The organism is Nocardia sp. NPDC005745 (genome assembly GCF_040630775.1).
GTDB lineage: Bacteria > Actinomycetota > Actinomycetes > Mycobacteriales > Mycobacteriaceae > Nocardia.
Genome location: NZ_JBEXYF010000028.1, coordinates 80526 through 101926, shown reverse-complemented (window position 1 = coordinate 101926; position 21401 = coordinate 80526). Strand labels below are relative to the sequence as shown.

Annotated in this window: 18 protein-coding genes; 15 read left to right on the top strand and 3 right to left on the bottom strand. The window is 68.4% G+C overall.

Annotation, left to right across the window (positions count from 1 at the left end; genetic code table 11):
• Positions 1-335, bottom strand: a 335-nt coding sequence (locus ABZ420_RS26160; protein WP_357127729.1) for an acetyl-coenzyme A synthetase N-terminal domain-containing protein, incomplete at its 3' end; no start/stop codon positions are given.
• Positions 336-735: 400 nt separating this feature from the next.
• On the opposite strand from ABZ420_RS26160, the gene ABZ420_RS26155 reads away from it, so the two are divergent.
• The 5 genes from ABZ420_RS26155 to ABZ420_RS26135 are packed head-to-tail and all read left to right on the top strand — an operon-like array spanning position 736 to position 6742.
• Entirely contained in the window at positions 736-2325 is a 1590-nt protein-coding gene (locus ABZ420_RS26155; protein ID WP_357127752.1) for an ABC transporter substrate-binding protein, read from the top strand.
• A gap of 54 nt (positions 2326-2379) precedes the next feature.
• Positions 2380-3306, top strand: coding sequence for an ABC transporter permease (locus ABZ420_RS26150; protein ID WP_357127726.1), 927 nt, complete (start codon positions 2380-2382; stop codon positions 3304-3306).
• A complete protein-coding gene (locus ABZ420_RS26145; RefSeq protein WP_357127723.1) occupies positions 3299-4252 on the top strand; it encodes an ABC transporter permease in 954 nt (317 codons plus the stop codon). The genes ABZ420_RS26150 and ABZ420_RS26145 overlap by 8 nt, the downstream gene beginning before the upstream one ends.
• Positions 4249-5943 (top strand): ABC transporter ATP-binding protein, encoded by a 1695-nt coding sequence (locus tag ABZ420_RS26140; protein WP_357127720.1) that lies wholly within the window; start codon positions 4249-4251, stop codon positions 5941-5943. The genes ABZ420_RS26145 and ABZ420_RS26140 overlap by 4 nt, the downstream gene beginning before the upstream one ends.
• Positions 5944-5995: 52 nt before the next feature.
• Positions 5996-6742, top strand: coding sequence for an oxidoreductase (locus ABZ420_RS26135; protein WP_357127717.1), 747 nt, complete (start codon positions 5996-5998; stop codon positions 6740-6742).
• 490 nt (positions 6743-7232) lie between these two features.
• Here ABZ420_RS26135 and ABZ420_RS26130 read toward each other — a convergent pair whose 3' ends face one another.
• Complete coding sequence (locus ABZ420_RS26130; RefSeq protein ID WP_357127749.1) at positions 7233-8123, bottom strand: HAD-IB family hydrolase; 891 nt, start codon at positions 8121-8123, stop codon at positions 7233-7235.
• Positions 8124-8601: 478 nt separating this feature from the next.
• Here ABZ420_RS26130 and ssd point away from each other — a divergent pair, with 478 nt between their 5' ends.
• From ssd to ABZ420_RS26095, 7 genes are all read left to right on the top strand, one after another.
• Positions 8602-9711 carry a septum site-determining protein Ssd gene (gene ssd, locus ABZ420_RS26125; protein WP_357127714.1) on the top strand — a complete coding sequence of 370 codons (1110 nt, stop codon included), beginning with the start codon at positions 8602-8604 and terminating at the stop codon, positions 9709-9711.
• 10 nt (positions 9712-9721) lie between these two features.
• Positions 9722-10906 carry a TadA family conjugal transfer-associated ATPase gene (locus tag ABZ420_RS26120; protein ID WP_357127711.1) on the top strand — a complete coding sequence of 395 codons (1185 nt, stop codon included), beginning with the start codon at positions 9722-9724 and terminating at the stop codon, positions 10904-10906.
• Positions 10903-11697, top strand: coding sequence for a type II secretion system F family protein (locus ABZ420_RS26115; protein WP_357127708.1), 795 nt, complete (start codon positions 10903-10905; stop codon positions 11695-11697). Before ABZ420_RS26120 ends, ABZ420_RS26115 begins: the two co-directional genes overlap by 4 nt.
• Before the next feature lie 186 nt (positions 11698-11883).
• On the top strand, positions 11884-12510 hold the full coding sequence (locus ABZ420_RS26110; RefSeq protein WP_357127705.1) for a type II secretion system F family protein: 627 nt from the start codon (positions 11884-11886) through the stop codon (positions 12508-12510).
• A gap of 447 nt (positions 12511-12957) precedes the next feature.
• Positions 12958-13158: a DUF4244 domain-containing protein gene (locus ABZ420_RS26105; RefSeq protein WP_357127746.1), complete on the top strand. Its 201-nt coding sequence runs from the start codon at positions 12958-12960 to the stop codon at positions 13156-13158.
• A gap of 59 nt (positions 13159-13217) precedes the next feature.
• Positions 13218-13532, top strand: a complete 315-nt coding sequence (locus ABZ420_RS26100; protein WP_357127701.1) for a TadE family type IV pilus minor pilin — start codon at positions 13218-13220, stop codon at positions 13530-13532.
• Positions 13533-13648: 116 nt separating this feature from the next.
• Complete coding sequence (locus tag ABZ420_RS26095) at positions 13649-13978, top strand: Rv3654c family TadE-like protein (RefSeq protein ID WP_357127697.1); 330 nt, start codon at positions 13649-13651, stop codon at positions 13976-13978.
• Between the two features lie 288 nt (positions 13979-14266).
• On the opposite strand, the gene ABZ420_RS26090 is transcribed toward ABZ420_RS26095, so the two are convergent.
• Positions 14267-16564, bottom strand: a complete 2298-nt coding sequence (locus ABZ420_RS26090) for a DEAD/DEAH box helicase (protein ID WP_357127694.1) — start codon at positions 16562-16564, stop codon at positions 14267-14269.
• 523 nt (positions 16565-17087) lie between these two features.
• Here ABZ420_RS26090 and ABZ420_RS26085 point away from each other — a divergent pair.
• From ABZ420_RS26085 to ABZ420_RS26075, 3 genes are all read left to right on the top strand, one after another.
• The gene (locus ABZ420_RS26085) at positions 17088-17294 is read left to right on the top strand and encodes a cold-shock protein (RefSeq protein ID WP_011206895.1); all 207 of its coding nucleotides are present in this window, start codon (positions 17088-17090) and stop codon (positions 17292-17294) included.
• 320 nt (positions 17295-17614) lie between these two features.
• Positions 17615-20515, top strand: coding sequence for a type I DNA topoisomerase (gene topA, locus ABZ420_RS26080; RefSeq protein WP_357127691.1), 2901 nt, complete (start codon positions 17615-17617; stop codon positions 20513-20515).
• Between the two features lie 37 nt (positions 20516-20552).
• Positions 20553-21059, top strand: coding sequence for a DUF664 domain-containing protein (locus tag ABZ420_RS26075; protein WP_357127688.1), 507 nt, complete (start codon positions 20553-20555; stop codon positions 21057-21059).
• Positions 21060-21401: the final 342 nt, after the last annotated feature.

Here is a 21401-nt window from a genome sequence, read left to right as displayed (position 1 = left end):
AGTAGTTCGCGGTAGGTGAGGGTGCGGCAGTCGCCGGGTTCGCCTTCGAAGTGGATGGCGGGTTGGTCGCCGTGGCCGTCGAGGACGTGGCGGTCGAGGCAGTTGTAGGCGACGTTGAGTTTTCCGCCGATGAACCATTTCGCTACCGGGGCGTCGGTCCAGTCCAGGACTTGGGTGAAGGGTTCGTGCCAGTGCAACCGCCCGGCCTGCTCGGCCCAGAATGCTTCCCGGTCGCCCGCCGCCGCCTGGTAGAACCCCGCGTCGGCGTTCGCCTGAGCGGCGAACTCCGCGCTCGGCGGGTACGAGTCCCTGTGGTCGGCGCTGGTTCCAGTCATCTCGTCTCTTCTTTCCACGTAGCCTGAGCGCACGATTCGACGCAGCCGAGTTCGACAGTAATCAACTGTGACCCATGCCGCGTGCGGTGTATCGGCCGGGCTCCACGCGCGCCACACCGCCGCGCGTCCTCCCGGCACGTGCGTCCCTCCCCACACCGACGAAGGCAATATTCCGGTCGAATGGCCCGTTTCCGCACGAAACATGGGGTGTTTCGGCGATGTTGCCGGATCGGTAACAAGTGCACCGAACTCGGCGCAATCAGGTGACAGTGCCCGCGCCGGTCGTTACTCTGCCAACACACAGGGGGATCGTGTCGGCATGCGCTGATGGACCTCGCGCGGGTGCCGATCGGCTCCCCCCTTCTCGCACCGGGAGGACGCGTTGAAATTCCACAGAGCGATGGCGCTGACCGCGGCAGTCGTACTGGCCACGACGCTCGGGCTGTCCGCATGTTCCTCGGGCGACGGCGCCGATGCCGACATCGTCGCCGTCAACGGAGGCGAGCCGCAAAACCCCCTGGTGCCCACCAACACCAACGAGAACATGGGCGGGCGCGTGGTCGACCGGCTGTTCGCGGGCTTGAAGTACTACGACGCCGACGGCAAGGCGCACGACGAGATGGCGGAGTCGATCCAGACCACGGATCGGAAGAACTACCGGGTGACCATCAAGCCCGGCTGGAAGTTCACCGACGGCACCCCGGTGACGGCGAAGTCGTTCGTCGACGCATGGAACTACGGGGCACTCGGCAGCAACGCGCAGTTGCAGAGCTACGTGTTCGGCCCCATCGTCGGTTTCGACGAGGTGTCCGCGGAAAAGCCGACGACCCAGACGATGTCGGGCCTGAAGGTGATCGATGACCGCACCTTCACCATCGAGCTGAAAGCTCCGTCGATCGACTTCGAGACCGAACTCGGGTACGCGCCGTTCTATCCGCTGCCCGAAGCCGCGTTCAAGGACATGAAGGCGTTCGGGGAGAACCCGATCGGCAACGGGCCGTACAAGTTCGCCCGGACCGGGGCGTGGGAGCACAACGTCAAGATCGATCTGGTGCCCAACCCGGAATACCCCGGCGGCCGCCCGGCCAAGAACAAAGGGCTGCGGTTCGTGATGTACCAGTCCTTCGATACCGCGTACGCGGACCTGCAGGCGGGCAACCTCGACGCGCTCGACACCGTGCCCGACAGCGCGCTCACCTCCTATCAGCAGGATCTCGGCGACCGCGCGATCACCAAGCCGACCGCTCAGAATCAGCACATCGGCATCCAGGCGAATGTCGCGCACTTCGCCGGCCAGGAGGGGCTGCTGCGGCGCCGCGCGATCTCGATGGCGATCAACCGGGAACAGATCGCGCAGAACATCTTCCACGGCACCCGGATCCCGGCGCGCGACTTCACCGCCAGCACGCTGCCCGGCTTCGACGCGAACCTGCCCGGCACGGAGGTGCTGAAGTACAACCCCGACGAGGCCAGGAAGGTGTGGGCGCAGGCCGACGCGATATCGCCGTGGTCGGGCCGCTACGAGATCGCCTACAACTCCGACGGCGGTCATCAGGCCTGGGTGGAGGCGGTGGCCAACAGCGTCAAGAACACCCTCGGCATCGACGCGATCGGCGTGCCGTACCCGACGTTCAAGAACATCCGCGACGAGGTGAACGCGCACACGATCAACAAGGCGTTCCGCTACGGCTGGCAGGGCGACTACCCGACCATGCTGCAGTTCCTCACCTCGCAGTACTACAGCTACTCCGATACCAACAACGTCGACTACAACAGTCCCGAGTTCGACCGCTTGCTCGATGCCGCCTTGGCCGCGTCGACCCAGGAGGAGTCCTACAAGCTCGTCGCGCAGGCGCAGGCGCTGTTGATCAAGGACCTGGCCGACATTCCCGTGTTCGACTACGTGGCCGCGGCGGGCCGCTCCGATCGGGTGCGCAATGCCGACCTCGCCTGGAACGGTCTGTTCGCCTTCGAGAACATCGAGAAGTAGCCGCCAGCCGCCCGGCGTCCGCACGACGCTCGGCGGCGCTACCCAGGAGGCGAAATGGCCTGGTATGTCGTGCGGCGTCTGCTTCAGATGATCCCCGTGTTCCTCGGGGCGACGCTGCTCATCTACGCCCTGGTGTTCCTCGTGCCGGGCGATCCGATCCACGCGCTGGCCGGTGACAAACCGATGACGCCCGCGGTCGAGGCACAGCTGCGGGCGCGTTACCACCTCGACGAGCCCTTCCTCGTGCAGTACCTGCTGTACCTGAAGGGCATCGTCACGCTGGACTTCGGCACGGCCTTCTCCGGCAGGCCGGTGCGGGACGAACTCGCGCGCGCGTTCCCGATCACCCTCGAGCTGGCGCTGATGGCCGTGCTGATCGAGTCGGTCTTCGGCGTGCTGTTCGGCCTGATCGCCGGCCTGCGCAAAGGCAAACTGTTCGATTCGACGATGCTCGTGGTCAGCCTGATCGTCATCGCGGTGCCGGTCTTCGTGGTGGGCTTCCTCGCGCAGTATCTGCTCGGGGTGAAGTGGGGGGTCGTTCCGGTGACCGTGTCCGGTAAGGCGACGGTCGGTGAACTGCTGGTGCCCGCGTTCGTGCTCGGCTCGCTGTCGTTCGCCTACGTTCTGCGACTGACCCGGAACTCGGTGGCGGAGAACATGTCCGCCGACTACGTGCGAACCGCGACCGCCAAGGGACTCGGCAGGCCGCGTGTGGTGACCGTGCACATCCTGCGTAACTCGATGATCCCGGTGGTCACGTTTCTCGGCGCCGATCTGGGCGCCCTGATGGGCGGCGCGATCGTCACCGAGGGCATCTTCAACATCCCGGGCGTCGGCGGCACGCTCTACCAGGCCATCACCAGGGGCGAACCGCCGACCGTGGTCTCCTTCGTCACGGTGCTGATCGTCATCTTCCTGGTCACCAACCTGGTCGTCGACCTGCTCTACGCCGCACTCGACCCGAGGATCCGCTATGCCTGACCTGACCGAGGGGCCGCCGCGCCGCGGCCAGGAGCACTTCGTCGCCCCGCCCGACGAGGTCGAGGTGCTCGCCACCGACGCGGTGCCTGCCGCAGGCGCGCCGACCAGCATCTGGCGCGACGCGTGGCGGCAGCTGCGGCGCAACCCGATCTTCGTCGTGGCGGCGGTGCTGATCGTGTTCGTGCTGATCGTGGTGCTCTGGCCGGGGTTGTTCACCGATCAGGACCCGCGGTATTGCAATGGTGATTTCAGCATGGACCCGCGCGGCGCGGGCCACCCGTTCGGTTTCGACAAGCAGGGCTGCGACATCTACGCCCGGACGGTCTACGGCGCACGGGCCTCCGTACTCGCCGGTATCGGCGCGACACTGCTGTTCGTACTGATCGGCGGGACGCTCGGGGCGCTGTCGGGCTTCTACGGCGGGCCGCTGGACTCGATCGTCTCCCGGGTCGCCGAGATCTTCTACGCGATCCCGCTGATGCTGGCCGCCATCGTGATCATGCAGCTGCTGGACGCGCGCACGATCTGGACGGTGATCGTCATCCTCGCCTCGTTCACCTGGCCGCAGGCGGCGCGGATCGCGCGCAGCGCCGTCATCCAAGCGAGGAACAGCGACTACGTCACGGCGGCGAAAGCATTGGGCGTCTCCCGCATCCGGACGCTGCTGCGTCACGTGCTGCCGAACGCGGCGGGACCGCTGATCGTGGTGACCACGCTGTGGCTGGGCGTCTTCATCGTCACCGAGGCGACGCTGTCCTATCTCGGCGTCGGCCTGCCGCGCACGGTGGTGTCCTGGGGTGCGGATATCGCCACCGGGCAGAAGGAGATCCGCACCTCGGCCATCCTGTTCTATCCGGCGACGGCGCTCGCGCTGACCGTGCTGAGCTTCATCATGCTGGGCGACGCCGTGCGGGACGCCCTGGATCCGAAGGCGAGGAAGCGATGAGCGAGACCGAGCGCCCGCTGCTGGAGATCACGGACCTGAATGTGAGTTTCACCGCTGACGGCAAGCCGGTGCCCGCGGTCCGGGATGTGAGCCTGTCGGTCTATCCCGGGCAGACCGTGGCCATCGTGGGCGAATCCGGTTCGGGGAAGTCGACCACCGCGCACGCGATCATCGACCTGCTGCCCGGCACGGGCCGGATCACCTCCGGGTCGATCAGATTCGACGGCACGGACCTCACGGCGGCCTCCGCACGACAAATCGTCGCGGTGCGCGGCAGCGGCATCGGGCTGGTGCCGCAGGACCCGATGTCGAATCTGAATCCGGTGTGGAAGGTCGGATTCCAGATCCGGGAGACGCTGGAGGCCAACGGCATCGCGAAGGGCAAGGCCGCCAGGAAACGGGCCGTGGAGCTGCTCGAGGAAGCGGGCATGCCCGACGCCGAACGCCGGGTGAACCAGTATCCGCACGAATTCTCCGGCGGCATGCGCCAGCGCGCGCTGATCGCGATCGGCCTGTCCTGCCGGCCCAAGCTGCTCATCGCCGACGAACCGACCTCGGCGCTCGACGTGACCGTGCAGCGGCAGATCCTCGACCATCTCGACCGGCTCACCGCCGACCTCGGCACCGCCGTGCTGCTGATCACCCACGACCTGGGCCTGGCGGCGGAGCGAGCCGAACACCTGGTGGTGATGTATCGCGGCCGCGTCGTGGAATCCGGCCCGGCCCTGCGGATTCTGCGCGATCCCCAGCACCTGTACACCAAGCGGCTGGTGAGTTCGGCGCCTTCGCTGGCCGCGCGGCGCTCGGCGGTGCGGCGCCGGGCGGAGATCCGCGCGCAGGCCGTTCAGGTGGCCGAGCAGGTGGCGGCGGCCGACACGGAGCTCGCGGTGGTTCCGGACGAGGTGCTGGTAGCCGAGCACCTGACGAAGACGTTCCGCATCCGCGAGCGCACGCCGTGGAAATCGACCGAATTCGTCGCCGTGGACGACGTGTCGTTCCGGCTGCGGCGCGGGTCGACCACGGCGATCGTCGGCGAATCCGGCTCGGGCAAGACGACGGTGGCGCAGATGGTGCTCGGGCTGCTCGCGCCCACCTCCGGCACGGTCACGTTCGACGGCAAGGACGTGACCGCCCTGGACCGCAAGGGCGCGTTCGCCTTCCGCCGCCGGGTGCAACCGATCTTCCAGGACCCCTACGGCTCGCTCGACCCGATGTACACCATCTACCGCACCATCGAGGAGCCGTTGCGCACCCATCGGATCGGCACTCCCGAAGAACGGGAGGCGACCGTGCGGGAGCTGCTCGACAAGGTGGCGCTGCCGGCCGATGTGCTGCGGCGCTACCCCAACGAGCTGTCCGGGGGCCAGCGTCAGCGCGTGGCCGTCGCGCGTGCGCTCGCACTCCGGCCGGAGGTGGTGGTGTGCGACGAGGCGGTGTCCGCACTCGACGTGCTGGTGCAGGCTCAGATCCTCCGGCTGCTCAACGAGCTGCAGGCCGAGCTGGGTCTGGCGTACCTGTTCATCACCCACGATCTGGCCGTCGTCCGGCAGATCGCCGACGACGTGCTCGTCATGCAGCGCGGCAAGGTGGTCGAAGCGGCGACGACCGACGAGGTGTTCGACCGTCCCCGGCAGGAATACACGCGCAAGCTGCTCGACGCGATCCCGGGACGCGATCTGCTGGCCGGGTAGGCGAGCCGGGCGCGCGGATCGGTCCGCGCGGCCGCAAGTAGCCTCGTATGCCGTGACCGATCCGCTGCAGCCCCTCGTCGATCTTCCTGGTGTCCGGGACGCGGCCGACCGCGCCCGCGACGCGCTCGCCGAGGTGCACCGGCACAAAGCGAACCGGCGCGGGTGGCCGACCACGGCGGCCGAGGCCGCGGTGCGCGCGGCGCGGTCCTCGGCGGCCATCGACGGGGGCAGCACGGACATCCCCGCCGACGGGAGGGTGGCGGACCCGATACTGGCCGGGTCGCTGCGCGTCGGTCAGGCGCTGGACGGGGACGCGCTGCGGAATCTGGTCGGCACCTGGCAGCGCGCTCCGCTGCAGGCGTTGGCCCGGCTGCATCTGCTCGCCGCGGCCGACCTGGTGCCGCAGGAGGAGTCGCTCGGCAGGCCGCGCTTCGACTCCGGGGTAGGGCAGCGGCTGGACCTGCTGGCGCAAACGGTGGTCGGCTCCCGAGCTCCCGCACCGGTGCTCGCCGCCGTAGTACACGGTGAGCTACTGGCGCTGAAGCCGTTCGGCACGGCCGACGGTGTGGTCGCGCGGGCGGCGTCCCGGCTGGTCGCGGTGTCCAGTGGGCTGGACCCGCACAGCCTCGGCGTGCCGGAGGTGTTCTTGTTGCGCAGGCGTCAGGCGTACCTGGACGCCGCCGCCGGGTTCGCATCCGGGGATGTGGAGGCCGTGGGCGGATGGGTGATCTTCTGCTGCGCGGCTTTCGAAGACGGTGCGCGCGAAGCCACATCGATCGCCGACTCGGCGGCGGGATAACCCCCCGGACACATCAAAGCGGGCGGCGTTGTCTGTCGACCTCACCGCCCGCTAGCACGGACTACCCGGTTACCAAGCGTGCTAGGTGGGTTGTGTTCTGCGGCCTCGGCGACAATCCGGACATCGGCCGGTTCATCCCCGCAACCTGTGCGAGGCCTTCGCCGTCGACTATCCGTATTTCGCAGGCCCACAACGCTTCTGCCCTTGTCGCGGCGCGCTCCGCGTGGGTGCCTGGTGTCCGTGCTGGGAAGGATGGTCGGGAGACAGTGCCTTCTCTTCCGGTACTGCCTTGGCCTTCCGCCCTTCCGTAGTTACCTTTCTACACTGTGACTGCACTCACATCAAGGGATTGTAAGACATTGAATAATCGGCGTGTTTCCCGGCGTTTCGTGGTTAAATGCCTGGTCCGCTGCGGCGTGTGCTAAGTCGGCGAATGCTTGGGCAAGCATCCGGCGATCAGGTATCACGAGGTGCTCGAGCGGCGCGGACATCAGCGTCGGCGGCGCAGCATCCGGTAACTGATCGCGCCCGCCAGCACCGCGCTCAAGCCGACCGCGGCCGTGGCCGCGACCGTCGTCGAGGACGGCGCCTGGAAGCGCGCCCACAGCGATACCGGGTTGGAGAAGGTCAGGATCGGCCAGCCACGTGCGGTGGCCTCGCGGCGCAGATTGCGATCCGGGTTGACCGCGGTGGGGTGCCCCACCGCGCCGAGCAGCGGCAGATCGGTGATCGAATCGGAGTAGGCGTAGCAGCGCGACAGGTCGTAACCCTCCTCGGCGGCGAGTTTTTCGACAGCGGCGACCTTGCCCTCGCCGTAGCAGTAGAACTCGACCTCGCCGGTGTACTTCCCGTCCGCCACGACCATCCGGGTGGCCGCGGTGTGTGAAGCGCCGAGCGCTTCGGCGATCGGACCGACGATCTCCTCGCCGGAGGCCGAGACGATGACAACGTCATGGCCCCGGATCTTGTGGTCGGCGATCAAGTCGGCGGCCTCCGCGTAGATCAGCGGATCGACCAGCTCGTGCAGTGTCTCGGCCACAATGGATTTCACCTGTTCGACGTCCCAGCCCGCGCACATGCTGGTCAGGTGGGCGCGCATGCGTTCCATCTGGTCGTGGTCGGCGCCGGACAGCAGGAACAGGAAATGTGCGTAGCTGCTCTCCAGGACGGCGCGGCGGTTCAACAGCCCCTGCGCGAAGAAGGGCTTGCTGAACACGAACGTGCTCGACTTCGCGATCACGGTCTTGTCCAGATCGAAGAAGGCCGCGACGCGTCCACCCGTAGGGGCTGAGTTGTCCACCTGACCAGGATAGGCGGCGGAGTCGCCTCCCTCCGGAGGGGCGCTGAGCTGCGGGACGGCGCTCCTCGTGCGTGGCCGCATCATCTCGGCAGCCCGGTGCGGTGGCCTGGCGGACCGGCGGATCGGGTCTGCCGCGCCTGTCGTGTGGCTTCCCTGCCTTCGATCCGCCGCAGGTGGGCGGCGGACAGACGTCGGTCGTGCCCGATCGGCACGCGTGTTCCGAACGGCGGCGGGCGTGCGGACGGCGCGTCGGTGGAGTTTGCCCCGTAGACGCCGAAGCCACGAGGGCCACAAAGATGTCCGTCGGCAGACTTGCGTTGTGGGCGGGGCTTGGGTGTAGTATTGCTGACACCTGGACATGGTCCAGGCGCGTTCAGCCCGACCCCCCGGGGCTGAACCCCGACGGCCCCAGCCTCCTCCCCCCCCGGCTGGGGCCGTCCTCTATTTCAGGGACAGTGCGGTAGGACGCCCGGCTCGGAAGTTGTCCACAACCGGAAGCTATCCACATTCGGCACATCTGCCCTTCTCTGTCCGTGCGTGTTCAGCGACGCTGACCTGCATGAACCTCGAAGCATCGGAGCCGACCGGGCCGCCGCCCGCTCTCGTGCTCATCGATGACGACCGCCTGCGCGAGGAGGTCCGGCGCATCGCGGCGGCCGCCGAACGGTCTCTCGACGAGCGGACCCAACCGGTCGGCAGGCATGCGTGGACGGGTGCTCCGCTGGTGGTACTCGACACCGATGCGGCGCGGGAGGCTGCCGCGGCGGGATACCTGCGCCGGACCGGCGTGGTGTTGGTAACCGATGGTGAGCCAGGCTTGCTCGACTGGCAGGCCGCCGCCTCGGTCGGGGCAGAGCGGGCTATCGCCCTGCCCGGCGCGGCGGTGGGGCTTATCGAGATGTTTGCCGAGTACGGCGAGCAACGTGCGGGCGATGGTGTGGTGGTCGCCGTGGCGGGAGCGGGCGGTGGAGCCGGTGCATCCACCTTGGCCGTCGCGGTCGCGCTGCGCGCCGCCGCGGAAGGGTTCCGGCGCGAGACCTTGCTGGTGGACGGCGCGCCCTTCGCGGGTGGCCTCGACCTGCTGCTCGGTATCGAGAACACGGCTGGGTTGCGCTGGCCCGATCTGGTGATCGAGGACGGGCGGGTCTCCGCGACCGCGTTGCACGGCGCCCTGCCCATCGCGGCGCCCGGACTGGCGGTACTGTCCTGCGGGCGCTGCGGTGCGGGACGATTGCCACGCGAGCTCGGTGCGGCCGGAGTCCGCGCTGTGATCGAGGCGGGCCGTGTCGCAGGCGATTTCGTAGTTTGCGACATTTCCGGTGAGCGCGGACCGCATGCCGACCAGATGCTCGACTCGGCGGATCTCGTGGTGCTGGTCGTCCCGGCGCGCCTGCGGGCGGTCGCCGCCGCCGAAGCGGTGTCCGCGCACATCGCGCGCCGAAACCCGAACCAGGGCCTGATCGTTCGCGGCCCGGCGCCCGGTGGCCTGCGCGCGCCCGAGGTCGCCGAGGTACTCGATCTTCCGCTGCTCGCCGCCGTCCGTGCCCAGAGCGGTCTGGCGCACCGGCTGGAGCGCGGCGGGATCTCGATCCGTAGGCGCGGACCGTTGCGCGATGCCGCCGACGCCGTGCTCGGCGTGCTCAGCGCACCACCTGGGCAGCGGAGGTGAGGCGGGGAAGATGAGCGCGATACTGACCACCGAGCTGCTGGATCGGGTGCGGGAGCGACTGGCCACCGAGACCGGCGATCCTGATCCGGCGCAGGTCGCCGCTGCGATCCGCGCCGAGGCGGGCGGGGTGCTCGGGGACACCGATCTGCTGCGCGCCCTGCGGTTGTTGCAGACGGAGCTGACCGGCGCGGGCGTACTCGAACCGCTGCTGCACGATCCGCACGTCGCGGACGTCTTGGTGACAGGTCCCGACGCGGTGTGGATCGATCGCGGGCACGGTCTGGAGCGGACTTCGATCACGTTCTCCGACGAGGCCGCGGTACGGCGGCTGGCGCAGCGCCTGGCATTGTCGGCCGGGCGAAGGCTCGACGACGCACAACCATGGGTGGACGGCCGGCTGACGGGAACCGGCGCGGCACTGGGGGATTCCTTCGGTGTCCGCTTGCACGCGGTCCTCGCGCCGGTCGCGCACGGGGGCACCTGTCTGTCGCTGCGGGTACTTCGTCCCGCTACGCAGGGACTCGACGCGCTCGCGGCGGCGGGCGCGGTGCCCGCCGACGCGAAGGTCCTGCTGAAACGAATCGTCCGGGCGAGGTTGGCATTCCTCGTGGTCGGTGGCACCGGCGCAGGCAAGACGACGCTGCTGTCCGGCCTGCTCGCCACGGTGGATCCCTCCGAGCGGATCGTCTGCGTCGAGGATGCGGCGGAACTCGCGCCACCGCATCCGCACGTGGTCCGGCTGGTCGCCAGGACCGCGAACGTGGAGGGCGTCGGTGAGATCACCGTGCGCGACCTGGTCCGCCAAGCGCTGCGCATGCGGCCGGACCGGATCGTGGTCGGCGAGGTCAGGGGAGCCGAGGTGGTCGACCTGCTGACCGCGTTGAACACCGGTCACGACGGCGGAGCGGGCACCGTGCACGCCAACTCACCGCGAGAAGTCCCGGCCCGTTTGGAAGCTCTCGCCGCCTTGGGCGGAATGGATCGAGCTGCCTTGCACAGCCAGCTCGCCGCCGCGGTGCAGGTCGTCCTGCACGTGCACCGTCGATCCGACGGCTCGCGCGGCTTACGCGAGATCGGCCTCGTGCACCGAAGCGGCGAGGGACACGTGCAGATCACGCCCGCCTGGCACGACACGGATGCGGCTCCCGCCGCCACGGACCTGTCCAGCCTGCTCGCCGAACGGCTCGACCGATGAGCGGCGCGATGTTGTGTCTCGCGTTGGCGTTGATCGTCGTCCCGGCGTCGCGGTCGCGCCGCCGGTTCGGGCGGTTGTCGACCGCGCGAGCCGTGTATCGGATGCCGGAGCGCGAAAAGCTGTTTCGCGCAGTTGCGAGCGCAGGCGTGGTGGTTGTGCTCCTCGTCTTCGGCCCTGGTCCTTTCCTCGCGGCCGGCCTGGTCAGCGGAACGGTCGGGTTGCGTGCCCGCCGGGCGGCGCGGGACCGGCGCAGGAGCGCCGAGCAAGGACATCTGCTCGACGCTTTGGAGGCCGTGATCGCCGAATTGCGGGTGGGGGCGCACCCGAGCGCCGCCGCCGAGACCGCCGCGCGTGAGGTGCGCGGCGAATCGGCACGCGCGTTCGCCATCGGCGCCGCACGCAGCCGGCTCGGTGGCTCGGCGGCGGAGGGCCTGCGCAGACCGGATTCCTTGATCACCGAAGAACTTTCCCGGGTCGCGGGCGCTTGGCAGGTGGCCGAGCGGCATGGCCTGGCACTGGCCGAGTTGCTGTCGGCAGCCCGAACGGATCTCGCGGGCCGCCTTCGATTCCACGGCCGCACCACAGCCGCGCTGGCCGGTGCGCGCGCCACTGCCGCGGTCCTCGCCTGCCTGCCGCTTCTCGGCATCGCCCTCGGCCAAATGATGGGCGCAGCGCCGCTGCACGTCCTCTTCGCCTCGTCCGCAGGGACGGTGCTGCTTCCGCTCGGCGCGGGCCTGGCCTGCGCGGGCCTGCTGTGGACCGATGTGATCACGCGAAAGGTGCTGCTATGAAGACGCTTACGACGGTCGGCTGCGAGCGGCCGAATATCCGAGCCGACCCACCGCTTTCGATGTCGGCGTCGATACGCGATGCGTGGAAATCCGTCGGCGAGACGTGGAGGTTCGCAGGACCGTCGGTGTCAGCGGTCGTTTCTGCCATCTGCGGTTCTCGCACCACAGGGCAGGTGAAGGAGGCTGATGATGGCGTTCACCCCGCATGCGGCGCTGCCGTTATTGCTGGTAGCGGTGGCGCTCGTCCTGCTCCCGGGGCGGGTCGCCGTAAGCCGGCGGCTACCCGTCCTCGGCCGAGCCCACCGTGGGCCGACAGAGTCGTCGCGCCGAGCGAACAAGGGGATGGATCCGCTGGCCGTCGCCTCGGTTCTCGATCTGCTGGCCGCCTGCCTGCGGGCCGGGCTGCCCATGGCAAGCGCGGCGCGGGCGGTGGCGCCGGAGGCGCCCGAAGCGCTCGGCGAAGCATTGCGACGCGCTGCGGACCTGCTCGCATTGGGCGCCGACGCGGCCACGGTCTGGGAACAGGTGGCGCGCGACGCGAATGGGCGTCCCGGGGCCGACGAGATCGAGTCACTGGCCCGGATGGCACGCCGCTCGGCACGCTCCGGGTCATCTCTGGCGGCCGCGGTGCTGGAACTGGCCGAGCAGCAGAGGTCCGCGGTCGAAGACACGGCAGCCGCGAAGGCGGAGCGCGCGGGTGTCCTGATCGGCGGGCCGTTGGGTCTGTGCTTCCTCCCGGCCTTCGTTTGCCTCGGCATAGTGCCGGTGGTCATCGGCTTGGCAGGACGAGTGCTCGACGGCGGACTGTTGTGATCCTGCGGCATCCCGCGGCTTTGCCTTCCACGAGATCGGCTCGAAGCACGCGGTGCTTGCGGACGGGTTCGGCGGTTCAGGGCGCGGCGGTGCGCGGGTGTGACAGCAGACGGGGTGTGAGCGGATCGCTGTCATTCCGCGACGTGCCGTGGCCTCGCGACCCGACAGTGTCGGCTCGGAAGTGTGACGGGCTCGGGGGAGCACGGTGCGGCGGTGCATGGGCGTGGTCGGCGGTTCGGCAGGGCGAGGTGGCGCCGCCGGGCATTTCGCGAGGCGAGCGTTCGCCTGATCCGGGTGTGCGGATCGGCGGCGGCGAGGTGACTCCGAGACGGCGGCACGCGCCGCGGACCGCTTCGGAACAAGCGTGCCCGTGCGGAGCGGCCGCACGGGTCGGAAAGGAGGAATGGGGTGCGTATCCAGGGGGTCGCGAGGTCCATGGGCCGGAAGATGAGGGCTGTATATATGGACTTGCGTGTGCGAGTGCTACGGGCGGTGGTCGCGGAGGACGGCATGAGCACGGCGGAGTACGCGATCGGCACGATCGCGGCGGCGGCATTCGGCGCCGTGCTCTACGGCGTGGTGACCGGCGACAGCATCGTGAACGCGCTGACGAATATCATCGATCGGGCGCTCAACACGTCGGTGTAGGCGTCGCGGCGGCCGAACGATGCCGTGCCGCGCCGGGACCGCGCGACGATCGGGGAGCGGTGACGGTCGAGGCCGCGCTCGCATTGACCGCGCTCATGGCGGCCGTCGTGCTCTGCCTCGGAGCTTTACTGGCGGCGTCGACGCAGGTCCGCTGTGTCGACGCCGCCCGCGAGGCGGCCCGCCTCGCCGCTCGGGGCGATCATGCCAACGCTCGCCCGGCGGCCGAGCGCATCGCCCCGCCCTCGGCCGACATCGCACTCCGCATCGAGGGCACTCGTGCCATAGCCGTGGTCTCCGCAGGAACTCCACTGTTACCGCTGCTCACCCTCCGCGCGGAAGCGGTCGCGACGCTCGAACCCGGGGTCGCGAAGTGAAAGGGGGCACCCACGGCGTGCTCCCGCATGGGCAACGCCGCGCATCACGAGAGTTGTCGGCCTGGCGGGAGGCATCCGTGGCCAGGAGTCCACGACGCGCATCCAGGGAGGACGGGTTGGCCACAGTCTTCACCTGCCTGGCGCTCGTAGGGCTGATCGGTGTGACGCTCTTGGTCGCCCAGGTGGGCACCGTGGTGGTGGCGCGGCATCGGGCGCAGGCAGCCGCGGATTCGGCGGCGCTCGCGGGGGCGGGCGCGTTGGTGGCCGGCGTCGAAGCCGCATGCGCGGAGGCGGACGAGGCGGCGCGGCGGATGGGAACACGAATCCGCGACTGTGAGGTTGCGGAGTGGGACCTCACGGTCGCTGTGGAAAGGAATGTACCAATAGGTCTGTATGGCGATCGCGTCGTTCGAGCGAGTGCGCGGGCCGGTCCGGTTGAAGGCTGACGAGTTCGATACACGGTCGCCCTTGCGTCGCGTCCGGTAGCGGAAATCGGTAATTCTACTGGCCGGTTAAAAGCAGGCCCGTGGAATTCCCCGCGCGGGTCCGGATATCAAATACCGATGAATGCGCATGTGGGCAATGGAGCCAGTGGCAATACTCTAGTTAACATGAAACTAATCCTTTTTATTCCCGGAGGGCGAAGCGGTGTCCCTCCACTAGGAGGTTTCCCAGTCTTCCCAGCGTGCGCGCTGGCAAGGTCGACAATTGGTCACGCGTCCGACTCTGCGCCGTCACGAATCGTGCGATGCCTCCGCGCCGGCGGACAGTTCGGTCAGCACCGCAGTGAGCAGGCGTGCCGCTGCCGCCTTGTCCAGCGGGTGGTTCCCGTTGCCGCACTTGGGTGATTGGACGCAGGACGGACAGCCGGCCGCGCAGCCGCACGACTCGATGGCCGACAGGGTGGCCGAAAGCCACTGCCGCAGCTGGGCGAAGCCGCGCTCGGCGAACCCGACTCCGCCGGCCTGGCCGTCGTAGACGAAGACGGTCGGCAGCCCGGTGTCCGGATGCTCGGCGGTGGAGACGCCGCCGATGTCCCACCGGTCGCAGGTCGCCACCAGGGGCAACAGCCCGATTGCCGCGTGCTCGGCCGCATGCAGCGCTCCGGGCACGTCCTGGGGTTCGATTCCGGCCAGTGCCAGCAGTTGTGGTGTCACCGTGTACATGACCGCCCTGGTGGGCAGTGTCTGCGGCGGTAGGTCGAGTTCGACCAGGTCGAGCACTTCACCGGTGACCAGCGTGCGCAGGTAGCCGATCACCTGACTGGTAACCCGCACCCGCGCCAGCCCGGCCGTCACGTGACCGTGAGAGCGGCGATCGGTCACCGCATCGATGGCTATCGAGGTCACCTGACGCGCGCTGGTGGTCCATCCTGGCTCGGCGGCGTGCACGAAGGCCACGCCGTCGTCGAGATCCAGCTCGTCGACCACGTAGGTCTCGCCCTGGTGGAGGTGAACGGCGCCGGGATGCAGCGTGGCCCGGGCCCGTCCCGCATCCGCGGTGCCGAGCAGCCTGCCGGTTTCGCCGTCCACGATGGCTACCGGTGCGCCGATGCCGCCCCGGACATCCACCGCGTCGTGCGGTTGCGTCTCCGCGGTCACGTACCAGCGCGCGCGATCCTCGGTTCCGCGCCGCCTGATCAATCCTTTCGCCGCCAACTCGGCAAGGACCTCACCTGCGCCGAGTTCGTCCACCTCGGCGTCGGTGAGCGGCAGTTCGAGCGCGGCACACAGCAGCTGCGGCCCTAGGACGTAGGGATTGCGCGGATCGGTGATGGTGGCCTCGACCGGCTTGTCCAACAGAGCTTCCGGGTGGTGGACCAGGTAGGTGTCCAACGGGTCGTCCCGCGCGACGAGCAGCACGAGCGATCCCTGAGCGCGTCGCCCGGCCCGTCCGGCCTGCTGCCAGAACGACGCGACCGTTCCGGGAAAACCGGAGATGACCACGGCGTCCAACCCCGCGATATCGACGCCGAGTTCCAAGGCGTTGGTCGTCGCGGCGGCCAGTAGCGATCCGTCCGACAAGGCCGCTTCCAGATCACGCCGGTCCTCCGCGAGATATCCCGCGCGGTAGGACGCCACACGCGCGGCCAAGTCCGGATCGATCTCGGCCAGCAGTCTTCTGGCCTCCATCGCGGTGAGCTCGGCGGCTCGGCGCGAGCGGACGAAGGTCAAGGTCCGAGCGCCTTCGGCCACCAGATCAGCCATGATCCGCGCCGCTTCCGCGGTGGCGGGCCTGCGCACCGGCGCGCCGTTCTCGCCGGTGAACGCGGTGAGCAAGGGCGGTTCCCAGAGCGCGACGGTCCGTGGCCCCTGCGGCGATCCGTCCGCGGTGACCGCGGCGCACGGCGCGCCGATCAGGCGCGACGCGGCCGCCGCCGGTTCGGCCGAGGTCGCCGAGCAGAGCACGAACACGGGGTCCGCGCCGTATCGTGCGGCGATCCGCCGCAGCCTGCGCAGCACCAGGGCGACATGCGAGCCGAAAACACCTCGGTAGGCGTGGCATTCGTCGACCACTACATAACGCAGCCTGCGCAGTACGCGCGCCCAGCGCTGGTGGGATCGCAGTATGCCCAGGTGGAGCATGTCCGGATTGGTGAAGATCCACCGCGCGTTGGCGCGTACCCACTGTCGGATCTGGCCAGGCGTATCGCCGTCGTAGGTGGCCGGATGGATATCGCGCAACGGACCTTCGTGCGTGAGCGCGCCGGTCGCGCGCAGTTGATCGGCGCCGAGCGCCTTCGTCGGCGACAGATACAGCGCGGTGGCCTTCGGATCGGCTTGCAGCGCCGTGAGCACCGGAAGCTGGTAACCGAGCGATTTGCCCGAGGCGGTCCCGGTGCTCACCACCACGTGCTGTCCGTGGAACGCCGTATCCGCCATCTCCACCTGATGGCGCCACGGCGCGTCGAGGCCCGTGTCGCGTAATGCCGCAACCACATCCGGTGATGCCCAGGCGGGCCAGGCGGAGTGTGCCGCGGCCCGCGCGGGCAACTCGACCACATGCGTCAGCCGAGGATCGTTGTCCGGCACCCCCGTTAGGACACGATTCAGCAACGATGCCCCGTAGCTGAGCCCTGAGGGAGGCCGTCCACGCAGCGCTGAGTACGGCTGATTCACGACGCGAACCCCGCAACACGCTCCGGAAGTGTGAAACGTGTGCGTCCGGCAACCCCTACCTGCCATTTCGATACCAAATAGCGACCTGGGTCACAGCTTCTTTGCTGAACGTCGACTCGGTTATCACCAAGCAAACGAACCCCAAGTCTGGATTCCACCATTGTGTCCCTCACCTGCGCATTCGCAAGATCAACTTTTTTGCAAATTGTCGGTAACTCGACTGTTGAATTGCCCGAAGACATGGTTCACTGGTTCCTGGTCGCAAGCTTCTGTGTTCGAGGGACGGATCCAAAGTCCAAACCGTCAGCAGGATCGATGTTGCGAACGGTGTGCTTGGTGCTTTCCTGCAGGGGGAACCAACAGTACAGCGGTCGGAACGGACCCGGTGGACGAACCCAGTTGTCCGCCGTTCCGGTAAGAAAAGAGAAGGAACAGAATGGCACAGGGAACTGTGAAGTGGTTCAACGCGGAGAAGGGGTTCGGCTTCATCGCGCCGGAGGACGGCTCCGCTGACGTCTTCGTCCACTACTCCGAGATCCAGGGTTCGGGTTTCCGCACCCTCGAGGAGAACCAGAAGGTCGAGTTCGAGGTCGGCCAGGGCACCAAGGGCCCGCAGGCCACCGGAGTGCGTGCGCTCAGCTGAGCGGCGCGAGATCCACAGCTCGTCCCTCACCACCGGTAACGGGGTGAGGGATGAGCTATATCTGGGGTAGTCACGGCCCGTGTGCGCCGGCGGATCGGTCCGCCGAGCATGCCGCGGCGCAGGTGTGGCGAAACGACAAGGCATACTGATTCGAACTGGCGGGCGTACGCTCAGTGGTTCGAGTCGGAAGCACTCGACCACACGCGGCGTCACGGTATAAACGTGTCTGGTGCGACGTTCAGCCGTCGCAGCCGCTCACCCCAAGCCGCGCACAGCGGAAACTACGCAGCGCGGGTCGATCAGGAAAGGTGTATTCGCCGGTGGCAACACGAGACCGCGGTGCAGCCGACCAGGGCCGTGCCCTGCGTCGTCTCGTGATCGTCGAGTCCCCGACCAAGGCCCGCAAGATCGCGCCGTACCTGGGTCGTAACTACACGGTCGAGGCGTCGGTCGGTCATATCCGGGATCTGCCGCGTGGTGCGGCGGATGTCCCGGCCAAGTACAAGGGCCAGTCATGGGCGCGCCTCGGCGTGGATGTGGACAACGACTTCGAACCCATCTACGTCGTCAGCCCGGATAAAAAGGCCAAGGTCACCGAGCTCAAGAGCCTGCTGAAAGACGCGGACGAGCTCTACCTGGCCACCGACCCCGACCGCGAGGGCGAGGCGATCGCCTGGCACCTGCTGGAAACGCTCAAACCCAAGGTGCCGGTCCGGCGGATGGTGTTCCACGAGATCACCGAACCCGCCATCCAGGCCGCCGCCGCGGACACCCGTGACCTCGACAACGATCTGGTGGACGCGCAGGAGACCCGCCGCATCCTGGACCGGCTCTACGGCTACGAGGTCAGCCCCGTGCTGTGGAAGAAGGTCATGCCGCGGTTGTCGGCGGGCCGCGTGCAGTCGGTGGCCACCCGGGTGATCGTGCAGCGCGAACGTGAGCGAATGTCGTTCCGTTCCGCCGAGTACTGGGACATCGCCGCCAAGCTGGACGCGGGCAACGGCGAGGAGGGCGACGCCACCAATCCGAGGACCTTCGGCGCCCGTCTGGTCACCGTCGACGGCGCGCGGGTCGCCACGGGGCGCGATTTCGGATCGGACGGGCAGCTCAAGGCCGCGAGCGGGGTCGTCGTCCTGGACGAGGGCTACGCGCGGCGGCTGGCCGAGGCACTGGACGGCGCCGACCTGGTGGTCTCCTCGGCGGAGGCCAAGCCGTACACGCGCAAGCCCTATCCGCCGTTCATGACCTCGACGCTGCAACAGGAGGCGGGACGCAAACTTCGTTTCACCTCCGAGCGGACCATGCGGGTGGCGCAGCGGTTGTACGAGAACGGCTACATCACCTACATGCGTACCGACTCCACGACGCTGTCGGAGTCGGCCATCGCCGCGGCCCGTGCGCAGGCCACCCAGCTCTACGGCTCGGAGTTCGTGCACCCGACCGCACGGCAGTACACCCGCAAGGTGAAGAACGCGCAGGAGGCGCACGAGGCGATCCGTCCGGCGGGCGACACGTTCGCCACGCCCGGTCAGTTGCACGCGCGGTTGGACAACGACGAGTTCCGGCTCTACGAACTCATTTGGCAGCGCACGGTCGCCTCCCAGATGGCCGACGCCAGGGGCACCACGCTGACGCTGCGCATCACCGGCGTCGCGGGCACCGGCGAGGAGTGCGTGTTCTCCGCTTCGGGCCGCACCATCACCTTCCCCGGCTTCCTGAAGGCGTATGTGGAGAGCGTCGACGAGGAGGCGGGCGGCCAGTCCGACGACGCCGAGTCCAGACTGCCCGCGCTGGACGAAGGCCAGGCGGTGACGGCGGTCGAGCTGAATCCCGATGGGCACAGCACCAACCCGCCCGCGCGCTACACCGAGGCGTCGCTGATCAAGACGCTCGAAGAGCTCGGCATCGGCCGCCCGTCGACGTATTCGTCGATCATCAAGACGATTCTCGACCGCGGCTACGTCTACAAGCGCGGCAGCGCGCTGGTGCCGTCGTGGGTGGCTTTCGCCGTGATCGGCTTGCTGGAGGAGCATTTCGGCCGACTGGTCGATTTCGACTTCACCGCTGCCATGGAGGACGATCTCGACGCCATCGCCGGTGGACGCGAGCAGCGGGGAAACTGGCTGTCCAGCTTCTACTTCGGCGGCGATCACGGTGTGGAAGGGTCGGTCGCGCGGTCCGGCGGTCTGAAGAAGATGGTGGGGGAGCGGCTCGACGACATCGACGCGCGCGAGATCAACTCCATCAAGCTGTTCAGCGATGCCGACGGACGCGATGTCGTGGTCCGGGTCGGCAAGTACGGGCCGTACCTGGAGCGGATGGTCGCAGATCCCGATGACCCCGAGGGTAATCCGGTGTCGCAGCGAGCCAACCTGCCGGACGATCTCCCGCCGGACGAGTTGACCCCCGAAGTCGCCGAGAAGCTGTTCTCGACGCCGCAGGAGGGTCGTTCGCTCGGCGTCGATCCCGAGTCGGGGCACGAAATCGTCGCCAAGGAAGGGCGTTTCGGCCCGTATGTCACCGAGGTCCTGCCCGAACCGCAGGTCGAGCAGGGGCAGGAACCCGCCAAGAAGACCGCGAAGAAGGCCGCTGCGCCGAAGCCGCGCACGGGCTCGCTCTTCAAGTCCATGGACCTGGCCACCATCACGCTCGACGACGCGCTGAAGCTGCTGTCGCTGCCGCGTGTGGTCGGTACCGACCCGGCGAGCGGTGAGGAGATCACCGCGCAGAACGGGCGTTACGGGCCGTACCTGAAGAAGGGCACCGACTCGCGGTCGCTGAACACCGAGGATCAAATCTTCACCGTCACGCTGGAGGAGGCGCTGAAGATCTACGCGGAGCCGAAACGCCGTGGGCGGCAGGCGTCCAGCGCCGCCCCGCTGCGTGAACTCGGCAACGACTCGGCCAGCGGCAAGCCGATGGTGATCAAGGACGGCCGCTTCGGTCCGTACGTCACCGACGGCGAGACCAACGCGACGCTGCGCAAGGGCGACGAGATCGAGTCGATCACCCCGGAACGGGCCATGGAACTGCTCGCCGACCGGCGGGCTCGCGGACCGGTGAAGAAGACCGCCAAGAAGGCAGCGGCGAAGAAGGCTCCCGCCAAGAAGGCCGCGGCCAAGAAGACCGCCGCCAAGAAGGCGACCACTACGAAGACGGTGGCCAAGAAGACCGCAGCGCAGAAGACGGCGGCGAAGAAGACCGGCGTCGGGAAGTCGTGAGTTCTCGGCGCGTGGCGATAGCCGTAGCCTGAGCGCCATGAGTACCGAACAGGAGCGCGAGGATCTGATCGCGATGCTCGCCGACCAGCGCGAGATCTTCCGCATCACCCTGCGTGGCATCGACGACCAGCAGGCGCGGAAGCGAACCACGGTGAGCGAGCTGACCCTGGGCGGGTTGCTGCACCACCTGGTCAGCTGCGAACGGCACTGGACGTCGGTGATCGTGCGGCGGGACGAGAACGCGGAACTGGATGTCTCGCAGTTCGGCGCCGAGTACGTGATGGCCCCCGAGGAGACCGTGGCAGGCCTGCTGGCCACCTGGGACGAGGTTGCCGCGGCGACGGCCGAGCTGATCCGCTCCGTGGACAGCCTCGACACCTCGATCCCCACTCCGACGACACCGTGGACTCCGGGGCGCATCTGGTGGTCGGTGCGCTACACGGTGCTGCACATCCTGCGGGAGATCGCGCATCACTCGGGGCACGCCGACATCATCCGTGAGGCGCTGGACGGGGCGAACAGCACACACCAGCGCGCCTCCTAGCCTCGGGCAGGTCTGTCGCGTGCGCCGACTTGCCGTGGCCGCTGCGAGATCTCGGTGATTCCTGTCCCGAAGGTGTTTTCCCGCGCATCACCTGGTGCGCAGAAGCTCTTGGGGCGATGCGAGTGCCTCCCCCAGTCGGTTCGGGCTGCGCGACGTTTCGATCCATCATGACGGGGGCGCGTATGTGGACGCGATCCGGGGACGGCGGCGGATCAGCACGGCTGTTGCGGGCCGAGTCTGCCGTGCGGGGGAGTGCGCCCGTCGCCGTTGCGGTGCTTCGGTGTCGGCCTGAAATGGTCGGGAGGGGCCGGGCGTGAAGTGCGCGCCGTGTTCGGCGGTGAG

Bases quoted from the DNA above. Each gene is read 5' to 3' on its own strand.
- ABZ420_RS26155 (WP_357127752.1), top strand. From the start codon at position 736: ATGGCGCTGACCGCGGCAGTCGTACTGGCCACGACGCTCGGGCTGTCC.
- ABZ420_RS26150 (WP_357127726.1), top strand. From the start codon at position 2,380: ATGGCCTGGTATGTCGTGCGGCGTCTGCTTCAGATGATCCCCGTGTTC.
- ABZ420_RS26145 (WP_357127723.1), top strand. From the start codon at position 3,299: ATGCCTGACCTGACCGAGGGGCCGCCGCGCCGCGGCCAGGAGCACTTC.
- ABZ420_RS26140 (WP_357127720.1), top strand. From the start codon at position 4,249: ATGAGCGAGACCGAGCGCCCGCTGCTGGAGATCACGGACCTGAATGTG.
- ABZ420_RS26130 (WP_357127749.1), bottom strand. From the start codon at position 8,123: ATGCGGCCACGCACGAGGAGCGCCGTCCCGCAGCTCAGCGCCCCTCCG.
- ssd (WP_357127714.1), top strand. From the start codon at position 8,602: ATGAACCTCGAAGCATCGGAGCCGACCGGGCCGCCGCCCGCTCTCGTG.
- ABZ420_RS26120 (WP_357127711.1), top strand. From the start codon at position 9,722: ATGAGCGCGATACTGACCACCGAGCTGCTGGATCGGGTGCGGGAGCGA.
- ABZ420_RS26115 (WP_357127708.1), top strand. From the start codon at position 10,903: ATGAGCGGCGCGATGTTGTGTCTCGCGTTGGCGTTGATCGTCGTCCCG.
- ABZ420_RS26110 (WP_357127705.1), top strand. From the start codon at position 11,884: ATGATGGCGTTCACCCCGCATGCGGCGCTGCCGTTATTGCTGGTAGCG.
- ABZ420_RS26105 (WP_357127746.1), top strand. From the start codon at position 12,958: ATGAGGGCTGTATATATGGACTTGCGTGTGCGAGTGCTACGGGCGGTG.
- ABZ420_RS26085 (WP_011206895.1), top strand. From the start codon at position 17,088: ATGGCACAGGGAACTGTGAAGTGGTTCAACGCGGAGAAGGGGTTCGGC.
- ABZ420_RS26075 (WP_357127688.1), top strand. From the start codon at position 20,553: ATGAGTACCGAACAGGAGCGCGAGGATCTGATCGCGATGCTCGCCGAC.